The organism is Bacillus sp. CR71, from assembly GCF_003429245.1.
GTDB classification, from domain to species: Bacteria; Bacillota; Bacilli; order Bacillales; family Bacillaceae_G; genus Bacillus_A; species Bacillus_A thuringiensis_S.
The window spans coordinates 3,229,677-3,242,287 of the sequence record NZ_CP031748.1 but is presented as its reverse complement, the minus strand read 5'-3'; the positions used below and the strand labels follow the sequence as shown (position 1 = coordinate 3,242,287).

Genomic DNA, 12,611 nt, shown 5'->3' with positions numbered 1-12,611 from the left:
AGAAAAAGGGGGCACTTAAATGTTAACAAATGATTTAGATTTTCGATTAGAACCACGTTTAAAAGAACTGTATGAACAACATAAAATAAGAGCGCAGAAGATAGACTGGGCTTATCATGAGTTTTTACCATGGGATAAGGGAATGGACTTTAAAAGAGTTCCTTGGGATGAAAGTCAAGTTACTCTCCCTTCTGGTGTAATTACGGCCATTGAAACAGCTTTATTAACAGAAGTGAATTTACCATGGTTTACAACGTATTTATCTGCGACTTTTAAAGGTTCCCTTTCTGTTATTACAGACTTTATTCATACTTGGACCTCAGAAGAGGATCAACATTCGAATTTATTAGAGACATATTTACTACTCACTCGAAGTGTAAACCCTAAACGTATACATGAATTAAGAAAATCAGTCGTTGAGTGTGGATTTGAGCCTGATTTTCATACACCAATCGAAGCCATGACATATACGACGCTACAAGAACTTGCAACAATGGTGTTTTACAATAATGTAGCTAAGGTGGCAAGTAAGCATGATCCAGATCTTGCTACATTATTACGCCGTCTTGCAAAAGATGAAACACTTCATTATGCGTTTTATCGAGACGTTATTCGAACACATTTAGAATTGGAACCAAATTATTGCTACCATATTGCCAATGTGATTAGGAATTTTAAAATGCCAGGTGCCGTCATGCCTGATTTTGAAAATAGAATGGCTGTGATTGCAAAAGAAGCAAACTATGGCCCACTACAATATTTTGATCAAGTACTTGATGTAGTGGTTGAGTATTGGGGGTTAAAAGATTTACGACCAATTGCCCCTCTAGCAGAAAAAGCAAGAATTGAGATTTTGGAGTATCATATAAGATTGAAAAAAATACGGGATCGATTTGGCCGTTTTCAAGGGGAAATTGATCTACGTTAATGGGTGGAGATTTCAGGATATACGCGTATGGATTCCCTTTTCTTTTATTGGAAATCTCGAACGCTCTTTGGTATTTTACGGCTGTTTTACTTGATTTAACTTTTGAAGAAAAAAAGTAATTGACACCTAAAATGAACTTGTGATATTATTAAATATTTGATAAAAAACAACATATGTGTTAAGCTTGAAAAGGTTACCACATATGGAGGTGGATTATATGTTTCAAATTGGCGATAACATTGTTTATCCAATGCACGGAGCAGGTATAATTGAAGCCATAGAAGAAAAAGAATTCTCAGGGGAAAAACAACAGTATTATGTCATCAAAATGTCAATCAGTAATATGCAAGTCATGATTCCTACGGGTAAAATATTGAATTCGAATATACGCCCAGTTACTGATATACTTGCATTAAAACACATTATACACATTTTTCAGCATGAAGAATCATGTAAATTACTGCCGTGGAAACAAAGGCATAAAGTGAACACGGACAAAATAAAAACGGGTGAAATACAAGAAGGTGCTGAAGTTGTACGCGATTTAATGCGTATGAAGAAAGAAAAAACACTGAATACAAGTGAAAAAAAATTGTTGGATGATGCATATAAGTTTTTGGTCAGTGAACTAGAATTAATTAAAGGAATCACTGAAAATCAAATAAAAAGTTTCTGTTAAGGTTTATTATAGATAATGTATTATATTTCCCGAAAACATCCTGAATTTTTCGAGAATATGATGAGTATTAAAAGTAAATCATTTCAAAGACATTCAATTTCTTCAACTCACTTTTAGAGTAGGAACCTCTTTTGTTATTACTTCAATCTAATCCATTTTTATTTTTAAATTTATTTTACGAACATTCGAAGTTTCATTAAATAACTCGATTAAATAGTCACTTGATTTTTGCAATCCTGATTCACACTGGCACGGACAAGGAGCCGTAAGGATGAAAGAGAGGTAGGGCTTTCATTGTTTTAGGTAATATACTATCTAAGTCATTATTTCTAGAAGAAAAAACAATCAATCTCACCGCCAGCTTTAAGAGTTCCTTACATCTACTGAGACAGTGAATAGTAATTGTTTATCTTCTTTACGTAAAATTGATAAACGAACTGGTAACACCATATGGTAAACTACAAAAAATGGTTTCCAGACCAAGAAACCATTTTTTATTTTATTTACATAACAATAGTAAATTAAGCAGTAAGAAGGAGTCCGCACATGAAAAAAATGTTAACAAAAGAATTAAGTAATGAATTAAAGAAGCGAGAAGGGATTATTTCTATTACAGTTGAGCCTTATGAAAAAATCGAAGTTGGTGGAATTCGTGTAGATGGACCAGCTATTATTCTAATTAATCAAGAATAGGTAAAAATAGTTGCATGCAAGGAGAAAAGGATCAGCCTTTAAGAAAAGGGGGATCCTTTTTGCTTGCTGCAGCTAATATGGGATATACATAACTTTTATCTGATGTGTTGGGGTTAAAAGGAAGGAGAGGATGGAGATTATCATGGTGGAAAGCTTAATATTGGTAGGATTTCTTTTTACGTTATATAAATTAGTTGATAAAAAAACAAACTAATTATTTAAAACGATAGATTGTTTCCTTTTTAAGGGCGAGATTTATCTGAGAGTGAAATGGATCATCTAAAGGAGGAATTAAAATGGATGCAAGGAAAGAACGCATAAAATACGAGAAGATGTCAAAGAATTATGATCGTATTTATTTAGTTTCGTTTATCCTATTAATTGTACTTGTTTGTAGTAGTGTGATTATCATAGGAGCTACAGGCGGAAAATATGGAGTATTTTTATTGTTAGCAATTTTACTTAACGCACGTATTACGAAAGAATCTCAAAAAAAGTATGAGCACTATTCTAATAAAGGGCGTATTTAAAATGATACATAACCAGAAAGGAACAACCTAGATGTATATTCAAAATATCCCTTTATCATCTCCTATTAACTAGTAAAAGTAACTTTATATAAATCATTTTTTTAGCAATGTAGAAATAGAAACCGTACCCTATTAAAATGTTATTTCCGTCCATATAATGAATTATCCTTCTAGCATATTTATAAGATTTATATCATATATTAGTAGAAAGAATGCAAGTTAGAAAGGAGTTTTATAGAATGAGTTATTTGGAGGGAAATGACTTTAGTAAACAAAATATGGTAAGTGTGCCTAATCCCTATGTATATCAGACATTACAATCAGTAATTGGTAAACATGTGGTTATTGAAACTGTAAGAGGCAATATAAGAGGTAAATTAAAGGATGTGAAACTAGATCATTTGCTCATTGAAGATACGGTGCCATATATTGTACGCATTCAACAAATTGTATGGATTATGCCAAAACAATAATCACATGTAATTTGATTTATAATAGATTAGCATTATAAATCAAATAAAAACACAGGGTTTTATCTCTGTGTTTCTTCAAATTTTCGTTTTTGGATATATGCTTGAGCATGGATAATTTCTTTCTGAAGTTCTTTTAATTCTTCCATAGATCCAGATTCAATCCTCATGTACGTAGTAACTAGACTAATCATCATATCCATCTTCTCTACTATATTTTGAATGACCTGTTCAGATTGCTCTTTTTTAGGGTGTTGTATTGCTATTAGAGCATTTTCTATATAATTGTTCTTTCTTTGCTGGATATCATAAATAAACTGTTTTGTGTTTGAGTTCATTTGTTATTCCTCCGTTTTGGATATACTTCTATTCTATCATATTTGAATGGTGAATATTAGATTCCCCTAAATATACACCTGTCACATACATCTCCTCAAATATAGAAACTAATTCCTTAACGTACAGGGAGCTAATCAAAATATGTTAATTTTGTGTCTAAACGTACAATTTTCGTTTTTGATATGGTGAGCCCTAATTGTAGTGCCCAATCCGATGTAAATTCCTCAATAACAACAGATTTTTCCATATCTCTAATACCCTTATGTATTTTGTGCTTGAATATAATATCAGATTTAGATAAGCAAAACTATTTCAAGTGAATAGAATCCACTCTTTAAGAATACATAAAAAATATATATAAAAGCGTATTCTAATCACTGCATCATTGGTGAAAGTAGAATTCTATAAATTTTGGAGGAAGAGATATGCAAAAAAAGGTTCTCCTGTTTACAGATTTAGGGATTGATGATGCGTTTGCTATACTGTACACCTTTTTTCGTAAAGACATTCAACTTGTAGGAATTGTGGCCGATTATGGAAATGTATCAAGAGAAGATGTAATAAGAAATATTAACTATTTAAAGTACATTGCGGGAAGAGAAGAAATACCTGTATTCCTTGGTGCTTCTGTACCGTTGACAGGTATAGTGATTCAGTATTTCCCTGAGGTACATGGAAAAGTTGGATTAGGACCTATTATTCCACCTGAAATTTCATATCCAGTTTATCCTTTAAATGATATTTATCAAATTATAGAATCAAATTTAGAAGATCTTACAATTATCAATTTAGGAAGACTTTCTTCGCTAGCTACGACTTTTGTATTAAATTTAGAAACAATGCGAAATGTAAGAGAATGCATTTGCATGGGGGGAGCTTTTTTCTATCCAGGTAACGTAACTGCTGTGGCTGAAGCTAATTTTTACGCAGACCCGTATGCAGCAAACTTAATTCTGCAGCATGCAAAGAACTTGACGATTATTCCTTTAAATGTGACTCAACACGCGATTGTTACACCCGAAATGGTCCAGCAAATTGATGCATTTCATCGGAGTACACAGGATCTTGCAGGACTCATCATCAAACCTATGTTAGATTATTATTATAATTTCTACTCCAAGTCTAATCCTGGTATAAGTGGAAGTCCTATGCATGATTTTGTAACAGTTTGGTATTTGCTAAATCAAGACGCTGTTAGTCTTTCAAGAGTACCTATTAAAGTAATTCCTGATCAAGGAGAAGGATTTGGTCAAAGCATTGCAGATTTTCGTTTTGTTACTAATCCAGGCTATAAAACGCATAATGTAGCTTTTCAGTTTGATTATGAAAAATTTAAGAAAGATATTATGGAAACGTTCCTAAAGAAGAGAGTGTAATAGACTTTATTAACTTCAGATAATACGGATTATGAGAATCAAATGTCACTTAACTTAACTTAACTTAACTTAACTGTAAATATCAAATTAACAAAACAAGTTCCCCTAAAATAAAAAAGACGTTGACTTCTCTATGTAATTAACTGTCGTTTCATGTCCAGCGATGATGAATAGCCAAATTGTCGAAAGAAGCTCGTTCTTATTCAACTTGTTTTCTTGCTCTCTTGTTTGAATGAGATCGTTTATCAAATCAGAATCAGGATTTAGACGCTTTTCGTTAAGTAATGTCTCAATGTAATGAATAAACTTTTAAGTGTTGTTTTAACTTCAGTTCCCTGAATAGGTTCCACAGAGGTGTCCATGAGTTTTTTGTCTATTTGCGGAACTGGTTTCGATCAGTGGCGGGAATCCCAAGCACCTCTGAAATGAAAATAATGGGTAGTGGTTAAGCAAAATCTGCAATAATTTCCATCTTTCCTTGTTCTTGTACAGCAACTAACAATTCGTCGGCAAGTTGCTGAATACGGGAACGAAGGTCCTCAATCATACGTGGTATAAAGGGTTTAGAGACCATCCGACGCAGGCGAGTATGATTAGGAGGATCTACCGTAAGCATATTCGGACTCTAGATTCTACAACATTTCAACTTACAGACAAGTTTTCTTGACATATACATTATTTTAGACAAGCCTTTTATAATGCATATAGGGTAAATTGTTAAATTTTGATTTTTTATATGTAAAATGATAATAAAGTTATTTAATTTCAAAAGTCCAAATAAGTATAACCCGATCTAAATTTAGATCGGGGTTAAAAATATAGTTGTTTAATCTTGATGTAAGAAACGTCACTAGATTGAAAAATATAACAAAAAAGTTATTGAAAAATGAATCTTTTCACTTGATATATATTTCTTCTGGAGCATTTATACATTTTCATAGTAACCAACCAGCTAATCAATATGATTCCTGCAAAAAGTAATAGTAAATTACTATACAAATGAGTGAAAGAATTAGCATTCATAGGTAGTAATTTTCGGTTTAGCAAATGTATCGATAATAATCCACCTACAATCGCAATCCCCATTCCTTTCGTTAGAAAGCCTGGGAAATTAAGCAAACTCATTCTAGTACCAGCAGCCTTTTGTTCCAAACTACTGAAACACTGATAGAGATAACTGTTTTGGTCATGAACTCACTGTTGTAATATGTCTAGTGTGTCTTCATGGTATGTTTCAAGAAAAGGCCGAATGGCATATTCAGCGTTATTCCTTTTCGTTATTTCATACATGGTGTTGAATGAGGTTTCAAAATCGTTCAGACCATATTTTTCAACGTATTTTGCGATAGGCATGTACATATATCCGTTTGTGAATGTGCCTACTTCTGTTGTATTTTCTGGTCCTAATGTTTTCAGTAATATATGTATTGCTACATTAAAATCTTTTTGTAAAGCATTGTGTAATTCATCTGCTATTACTTCAATACGTTGTTTTAACTCTAAATTTTCAACTTTATATGTTACAGAATCTACAAAGATTCTTTTAGAAAAATTAGGATCGTGTTTACAAATAGAATCAGCTATTTTCTCTGCTAATTCTTCATTAAATAAAAATTTTAACGGAACATATTTACCCATTTTTTCACCTCGGTGGTCAAATGAAAACAATTTTTATTTTTTAATCGACAATCCATAAACTAAAGTCTCACTCGGAGTCGTAATACTAAAACCTGTCGTCTTATAATCAAGTTTCACTGTATCACCAGTGTATTCTTTCGTGAATGAATCCATTTGTACGATAAGCTCTACATCTTCATATACAACATCATCTGCGTTATATGTATCCCAAATTAAATCGACATCAACGAAAATACTACAAGAGTTCGTCATTGTTCCTCTAATGCGAACGATCTTTTTATCTTCACGTTCTAATCTACGTATAGCTGCTTTTGCTTCATCAGTAATACGAATGTTCATTGTATCCCAACCTTTATTTATATTTCCTTTATTATTGCAAAAACAGGAGCAATAATAAAGGAAAGAGGTTTGCAACAAAAAACGAGCAAACAAATTTGTTTGCTCGTTTCACTTTATTTTAGTTCACATTTATCAAGTGGAATCACTTTTGTTTTTTTCGTAAATTTATAACCTAACCATAGTACTAAGAAGAGTGGTAAACCGATGTAAGAAACGAGTACACCGTTCCAATCAATTGCTTCACCCATAAATGCGCCGTAGTTTTGTCCTAAAATTACGATGATACAAAGTGTAAATGCGAAGATTGGACCGAATGGGAACCATTTTGCTCTATATGGTAAGTCTTTTAAATCTTTTCCTTGTGCGATATATGCTTTACGGAAACGGTAATGACTAATTGCAATTCCGACCCATGCGATAAAGCCAGACATTCCAGATGCGTTTAATAACCAAATGTATACAACACCGTCACCGAATAAAGAAGCAATGAAAGCAATACTACCAACAATTGACGTTACGATTAATGCGTTAACAGGTACACCGCGGCTATCTAATTTACCAAGAAACTTTGGTGCTTTTCCTTGGCGAGCTAAGTCCCAAAGCATACGAGTTGATGCATACATACCAGAGTTACCAGCAGATAGTACAGCAGTTAAAATAACAGCGTTCATAACAGAAGCAGCAAAGGCAACGCCCGCTTTTTCAAAAATAAGTGTAAACGGACTTACTGTTACATCACTTGCAGCAAGGCTTTCAGTTGTATAAGGAATTAGTAAACCGATAACGAGAATCGCAAGGATATAGAATAAAAGAATACGCCAAAAGATTGAACGAATTGCTTTTGGGATATTACGTTCTGGATCAGATGTTTCACCAGCAGCTACTCCTAATAATTCAGTTCCTTGGAAGGAGAAACCAGCTGCCATAAATACACCGATAATTGCCATGATACCGCCGTTAAATGGTGCATCTGCAACTGTGAAGTTTTTAAATCCAACAGTTTCGCCGCCCATAATTCCGAAAATCATCATGAAACCAACAATTAAAAAGATAATAATAGTAACTACTTTAATAAGTGCGAACCAATATTCAGATTCACCAAACCCTTTAACAGATAAATAGTTTAAAAGGAAAATAATAGCTAAACATAATCCACTCCAAATAAGAGAAGGAGTATCTGGGAACCAAAATTTCATAATTAATGTTACAGCTGCAAGTTCAGCAGCAATCGTAATTGCCCAGTTATACCAATAGTTCCATCCAAGTGCAAAGCCAAGTGATGGATCAACAAATTTTGTTGCATACGTACTAAAAGATCCAGTAACAGGCATGTAAGCTGCAAGTTCAGCTAAGCTTGTCATTAAAAAATAAACCATAATTCCAATTGCGGCGTATGCAATTAATGCGCCACCAGGTCCAGCTGTATGGATGACACCACCGCTGGCAAGAAATAGTCCGGTACCAATTGTACCACCGAGAGAAATCATCGTAAGGTGACGAGATTTTAATCCGCGTTTTAATTCACCTTGTCCTTGTGTAGTTTGCGTTTTAGAGGTAGATTGATTTGTTGCGCTATTCATGTTCAACACTCCTTTTCTTGTAGGTTAGGAAGGAGCGGGGGAGAAAAATACAAAAAACCGCCAAAGGAATTTGGCGGAACGTTTCACAAATAACCACCCCATCATACCCTTCCGTTAAGATAGCACCCCACGTTTACACGGTAATTTGTAAACGTGACAGTTCTGTTCCTTTCGGAGACAGCCCCAGCTCATATTTCCAGAGAAGAAATATAAACTTCGGCAACCTTTCCTTTCAAACGGAGTTGGTGACATTCTCTGTGTCTCGTCCGTTTTACTCATAAAAGTCGCAACCTCTACCTCATCGGATTGATGAGGATTTGATATATTGCTAAGATTTTTAATATATGGCAATTGTAATGACTTTCTGAATATATTGCAAGATATTTTGTTAGGAAAAGTCAAAAAATATCGGTTATTGTATAGGAAACGCTTGCAAAACTCCACCCGAACCTACTATTATGTAGCAATAAGCAAAGAAAAAATTGTTATACAAATGTTTCGCAAAAAATATTGAAAAACCCTCTAAATTAAAAGAAAATTCAGAAAAATATAATTCGACATAACTATCAAAAGAGGATTATTCCTTAAATTCGTTTCAAAGAATAAGTATAAATTTAACGGATAGAATGAATATTCTTTTTATTTTTAGTAAAATTGAGGTATTGTTTAATTGAAAAGGGGAAATCAATATGAAATTAGAAACAGAAAGGCTCTATATAGTGCCGTGTACAGAAGAGAGGATTCAAATTGCTAACGAGCAAGGATACAATAGCGGTCCGCATATTGTAGGGCATGTAAAGAATGTAAAACAAGATGCAGCTATATTACCATGGGGTGCGTGGTATGTTCTTCGGAAAGAAGATGATAGCTTTTTAGGTGATATTGGGTTTAAAGGGAAACCAAACGAGAAGCAAACAGTAGAAATTGGCTATGGATTTATTGAGAAATATTGGAATCAGGGCTATGCAACAGAAGCTGTAAGAGAACTAATCGATTGGGCTTTCAAAACAGGAGAGGTAGAAACAATAATTGCAGAGACACTCCTAGATAACTATAGTTCGATTCGTGTTTTAGAAAAGTTACATATGAAGAGAGTAAATGCTACAGAAACGATGATTAATTGGAAAATAGAAAAATAAAAAATACCGCTCGAAGTATATCGGGCGGTATTTTTATCGTTATGGTAGCATTTGTTTTTGATCATTCGGATATCCGGCTGTCGATGCGTTAGAACGCTTGGAATGATTGCGAACAGCAATGAAAATAGAAATAATAACGACAAGACCAACTGCCACGTAAGAAAGTGAAATAATAGTTGGATCCACTTTAAATGTAGTCAGCAGTGTACGTATATTCGTAAAGATAATAAGACCACCAACTAATACCCCAAGTAAATGTGCTGGAACGATACGAACTAACCATGCAGCAATTGGAGCTGCGACAATACCGCCAAGCATTAAGGCAAATACCCAAACCCAGCTTACTTGTTCCCAGCCAAGTGAGATGAAGAAACCAATTGTTGCAGCGAGTGAAACAGGAAATTCACTCGTATCTACAGATCCAATAACTTTTCTAGCTTCATTTCCTCTTGCTAGAAGAACGGGTGTCGTAATCGGCCCCCAGCCACCGCCACCAGTTGAATCAACGAATCCAGCAAATAAACCAAGCGGCACAAGTTGTTTTGCAGACATACGCTTATTTGAAGCAACAATTTGTTTTTGAAGGACGAATCGTAATAAAATATAAACCCCTAAAGTAAATAAAAAAACGGAAATGTACGGTTTAATTACATCGCCAGGTAAATTACTTAAAAAACATGCCCCAACAAATGCACCAATTGCTCCAGGTAATGTAAGTCTGGAAACTGTATATTTATCAACGTTTCCAAATTTGATATGAGATGCACCGGAAGCGGCGGTTGTAACGACTTCAGCTAAATGAACAGAAGCGGAAGCTACAGCCGGTGCGATACCAAACATTAATAATAGTGAGGTAGATGTTACCCCATACGCCATTCCAAGTGCCCCATCAATCAATTGAGCGAAAAATCCGATAATAGCAAAGACAATTAATTTCTGCATAAATAATCCCCCTGTAATAATAAATGAAAAAGGCACTTTTCCCGTATGAGAAAAGTGCCTTTGGTTTTTCCAATCAGCAATAATTAAATTTGTTTCATTATAATACATATTAATCGTATAAATCAACTGGGTTTTAAAGTTTTTTGAATTGAATGAAAGAAAAATAAAATATACAATAAAAGGATGGAGAGAAAGGGGAGAAGGACATGTTGCGATTTGATCATCTAGTACACGCCGTACATTGTACACCGGAAGAAGCGGCAAAACAAATGCAGGCGCACGGATTTTATACTGCAATAGGTGGAGAGCATATTACTTGGGGTACTTGGAATAGTTTATGTTATTTTGATTTATCATATATCGAATTTTTAGCAGTGCAGCATGAAGAAAAAGCGAAAGAAGCAGACAATCCATTAGTACAAGAAACAGTAGTGAAATTACAAGACGGAGAAGGAATGCTGCAAATCGCAATTCGAACAGATGCAATTGAAGACCTAGCAGTAAAGTTTAGTAAGCACGGTTTACATACGATAGGACCATTTGAAGGGAAACGTATGAGAAAAGATGGTCGCCTTTTAGAATGGAAAATGTTATTTGTAAAGCAAGAAGAGAACGGACCGAAATTACCTTTCTTTATACAATGGAATGAAACGGACGAAGAAAGAAGAAATGATTTACGTAACATTGGAACAATCACGGAACATAAAAATAAAGTACAACAAATTGAAACGATCCATTATGCAGTGAAAAACGTTCGAGAAACGGTGCGGAAATGGAAAGAAGTAATGGGGCTATCTACAAGCTCAGTTGTGAAAAGTGAAAAATGGAATGCCGAGTGTCAAAGTGTAGTATTTGGAGATATTCATGTGCAGTTTTGTGAGCCGATTGGAGAAGGGCTAGTGCTAGAACATCTGAATAAGAATGGCGAAAATCCTTTTGCAGTGGAGTTTAAAGGTGAAAATAAACGAGAGCATGAAGTGTTACATAGTTTGTACATATATTGATAGAGGTGAACGTTGTGAAGGAAATGCTTAGAGAGATAGAGAGTAAACTAGAATGGCCTCGTATTGTAAAGTGTACAGTTATTTCAAAAGGTTTTTCACATGAAGAGAAATATAAAATAGAATTAGAAAACAGAGTAACATATTTTGTGAAAGTATGTGATGCTGTTCATTTTGAACGTAAACAAGAAGAATATATGTATATGAAACAATTAGAGTCATTACATATTCCAACGCCTAAGTTAATTCATTTTATAAAACTTGAACAAATAAATAAATGTGTTCAAGTATTTGAATGGATCCAAGGTATAAATGGTGAAGAAGGTTTAGGGAAGCTATCCGTGGAAGAACAGTACCATGCAGGAAGAAAAGCAGGAGAAGTACTAAAGAGGATTCACTCAATTGAAAGAGAAAGTGCAAGTAATAAATGGGAAACAGTTCGATGGAATAAATACGAAAGATACGTAGAAGCGTTAGCAAATTATGAAATAGACTTCCTTGATTTGAAGCCAGTATTAAGATTTGTAGGGGAGCATAAACAATTATTGAAAAATCGCCCTATTACCTTTTTACACGATGACTTCCATCCAGCAAATAGTATGATTCATAATAAGGAGTTTATCGTTATCGATTTTGGTGGATATGATTTTGGTGATCCAATACATGATTTTTATAACGTAGCGATTTTTACTACAAGAATAAGTAAACCATTTGCGGTTGGACAAGTTCACGGATATTGCGGAGGCGAACCGTCGCTTCATTTTTGGAAACTGTACTCATTATATGCAGCAATGACATTCCCAGCTGATATCGTATGGACAAACCGAAGCACGCCACATTTAGTAAATGATATGAAGGAAAGATTGAACGGAATTTTAGAAGATCATAATCATTTTTCATCCTATATTCCAAAATGGTATCAATCACAACATGAGGATATAATAAACTATAAGTAAT

General features: G+C 34.1%; 13 protein-coding genes, 3 pseudogenes and 1 riboswitch. Of the genes and pseudogenes, 9 read left to right on the top strand and 7 right to left on the bottom strand.

Annotated features, from left to right (window positions below; genetic code table 11):
* Positions 1 to 19: 19 nt before the first annotated feature.
* From DOS87_RS16295 to DOS87_RS16275, 5 genes are all read left to right on the top strand, one after another.
* Entirely contained in the window at positions 20 to 928 is a 909-nt protein-coding gene (locus DOS87_RS16295; protein ID WP_000957093.1) for an acyl-ACP desaturase, read from the top strand.
* Between the two features lie 217 nt (positions 929 to 1,145).
* On the top strand, positions 1,146 to 1,607 hold the full coding sequence (locus tag DOS87_RS16290) for a CarD family transcriptional regulator (RefSeq protein WP_000486293.1): 462 nt from the start codon (positions 1,146 to 1,148) through the stop codon (positions 1,605 to 1,607).
* Between the two features lie 546 nt (positions 1,608 to 2,153).
* Positions 2,154 to 2,300, top strand: a complete 147-nt coding sequence (locus DOS87_RS16285; RefSeq protein WP_000738546.1) for a BC1881 family protein — start codon at positions 2,154 to 2,156, stop codon at positions 2,298 to 2,300.
* Positions 2,301 to 2,596: 296 nt separating this feature from the next.
* A complete protein-coding gene (locus DOS87_RS16280) occupies positions 2,597 to 2,830 on the top strand; it encodes a hypothetical protein (protein WP_000340032.1) in 234 nt (77 codons plus the stop codon).
* A gap of 239 nt (positions 2,831 to 3,069) precedes the next feature.
* Complete coding sequence (locus tag DOS87_RS16275; protein WP_000120816.1) at positions 3,070 to 3,303, top strand: YuzF family protein; 234 nt, start codon at positions 3,070 to 3,072, stop codon at positions 3,301 to 3,303.
* 59 nt (positions 3,304 to 3,362) lie between these two features.
* Here DOS87_RS16275 and DOS87_RS16270 read toward each other — a convergent pair whose 3' ends face one another.
* On the bottom strand, positions 3,363 to 3,638 hold the full coding sequence (locus tag DOS87_RS16270) for a hypothetical protein (protein ID WP_001087711.1): 276 nt from the start codon (positions 3,636 to 3,638) through the stop codon (positions 3,363 to 3,365).
* Between the two features lie 426 nt (positions 3,639 to 4,064).
* On the opposite strand from DOS87_RS16270, the gene DOS87_RS16265 reads away from it, so the two are divergent.
* Entirely contained in the window at positions 4,065 to 5,015 is a 951-nt protein-coding gene (locus DOS87_RS16265) for a nucleoside hydrolase (protein ID WP_001170286.1), read from the top strand.
* Between the two features lie 132 nt (positions 5,016 to 5,147).
* On the opposite strand, the pseudogene DOS87_RS30245 reads toward DOS87_RS16265, so the two are convergent.
* The 5 genes and pseudogenes from DOS87_RS30245 to DOS87_RS16245 form a co-directional block, all read right to left on the bottom strand.
* Positions 5,148 to 5,637: pseudogene (locus tag DOS87_RS30245) on the bottom strand (cytochrome P450); the annotation flags it as partial.
* Between the two features lie 254 nt (positions 5,638 to 5,891).
* Positions 5,892 to 6,202, bottom strand: a pseudogene (locus tag DOS87_RS30240) (tetracycline resistance MFS efflux pump); the annotation flags it as partial.
* Positions 6,203 to 6,212: 10 nt separating this feature from the next.
* Positions 6,213 to 6,653: pseudogene (locus tag DOS87_RS16255) on the bottom strand (hypothetical protein); the annotation flags it as partial.
* 33 nt (positions 6,654 to 6,686) lie between these two features.
* On the bottom strand, positions 6,687 to 6,992 hold the full coding sequence (locus DOS87_RS16250) for an iron-sulfur cluster biosynthesis family protein (RefSeq protein WP_001026197.1): 306 nt from the start codon (positions 6,990 to 6,992) through the stop codon (positions 6,687 to 6,689).
* A 113-nt stretch (positions 6,993 to 7,105) separates the two neighbouring features.
* Positions 7,106 to 8,572, bottom strand: a complete 1,467-nt coding sequence (locus tag DOS87_RS16245; protein ID WP_001083394.1) for an amino acid permease — start codon at positions 8,570 to 8,572, stop codon at positions 7,106 to 7,108.
* A gap of 112 nt (positions 8,573 to 8,684) precedes the next feature.
* A riboswitch (Lysine riboswitch) is annotated at positions 8,685 to 8,876 on the bottom strand.
* Positions 8,877 to 9,261: 385 nt separating this feature from the next.
* Here DOS87_RS16245 and DOS87_RS16240 point away from each other — a divergent pair.
* Positions 9,262 to 9,711 (top strand): GNAT family N-acetyltransferase, encoded by a 450-nt coding sequence (locus DOS87_RS16240; RefSeq protein WP_000764593.1) that lies wholly within the window; start codon positions 9,262 to 9,264, stop codon positions 9,709 to 9,711.
* A gap of 39 nt (positions 9,712 to 9,750) precedes the next feature.
* Here DOS87_RS16240 and DOS87_RS16235 read toward each other — a convergent pair whose 3' ends face one another.
* Positions 9,751 to 10,761: a sulfite exporter TauE/SafE family protein gene (locus tag DOS87_RS16235; protein ID WP_002082558.1), complete on the bottom strand. Its 1,011-nt coding sequence runs from the start codon at positions 10,759 to 10,761 to the stop codon at positions 9,751 to 9,753.
* A 98-nt stretch (positions 10,762 to 10,859) separates the two neighbouring features.
* Here DOS87_RS16235 and DOS87_RS16230 point away from each other — a divergent pair, with 98 nt between their 5' ends.
* Together DOS87_RS16230 and DOS87_RS16225 are read left to right on the top strand one after the other, a co-directional pair.
* The gene (locus DOS87_RS16230; RefSeq protein WP_000943330.1) at positions 10,860 to 11,657 is read left to right on the top strand and encodes a VOC family protein; all 798 of its coding nucleotides are present in this window, start codon (positions 10,860 to 10,862) and stop codon (positions 11,655 to 11,657) included.
* 14 nt (positions 11,658 to 11,671) lie between these two features.
* Positions 11,672 to 12,610, top strand: coding sequence for an aminoglycoside phosphotransferase family protein (locus DOS87_RS16225; protein ID WP_000661761.1), 939 nt, complete (start codon positions 11,672 to 11,674; stop codon positions 12,608 to 12,610).
* Position 12,611: the final 1 nt, after the last annotated feature.

Excerpts from the sequence above, each read along its gene's own strand:
- DOS87_RS16290 (WP_000486293.1), top strand. The coding sequence starts at position 1,146 with ATGTTTCAAATTGGCGATAACATTGTTTATCCAATGCACGGAGCAGGT.
- DOS87_RS16230 (WP_000943330.1), top strand. The coding sequence starts at position 10,860 with ATGTTGCGATTTGATCATCTAGTACACGCCGTACATTGTACACCGGAA.
- DOS87_RS16285 (WP_000738546.1), top strand. The coding sequence starts at position 2,154 with ATGAAAAAAATGTTAACAAAAGAATTAAGTAATGAATTAAAGAAGCGA.
- DOS87_RS16245 (WP_001083394.1), bottom strand. The coding sequence starts at position 8,572 with ATGAATAGCGCAACAAATCAATCTACCTCTAAAACGCAAACTACACAA.
- DOS87_RS16250 (WP_001026197.1), bottom strand. The coding sequence starts at position 6,992 with ATGAACATTCGTATTACTGATGAAGCAAAAGCAGCTATACGTAGATTA.
- DOS87_RS16240 (WP_000764593.1), top strand. The coding sequence starts at position 9,262 with ATGAAATTAGAAACAGAAAGGCTCTATATAGTGCCGTGTACAGAAGAG.
- DOS87_RS16275 (WP_000120816.1), top strand. The coding sequence starts at position 3,070 with ATGAGTTATTTGGAGGGAAATGACTTTAGTAAACAAAATATGGTAAGT.
- DOS87_RS16235 (WP_002082558.1), bottom strand. The coding sequence starts at position 10,761 with ATGTATTATAATGAAACAAATTTAATTATTGCTGATTGGAAAAACCAA.
- DOS87_RS16280 (WP_000340032.1), top strand. The coding sequence starts at position 2,597 with ATGGATGCAAGGAAAGAACGCATAAAATACGAGAAGATGTCAAAGAAT.
- DOS87_RS16265 (WP_001170286.1), top strand. The coding sequence starts at position 4,065 with ATGCAAAAAAAGGTTCTCCTGTTTACAGATTTAGGGATTGATGATGCG.
- DOS87_RS16270 (WP_001087711.1), bottom strand. The coding sequence starts at position 3,638 with ATGAACTCAAACACAAAACAGTTTATTTATGATATCCAGCAAAGAAAG.
- DOS87_RS16295 (WP_000957093.1), top strand. The coding sequence starts at position 20 with ATGTTAACAAATGATTTAGATTTTCGATTAGAACCACGTTTAAAAGAA.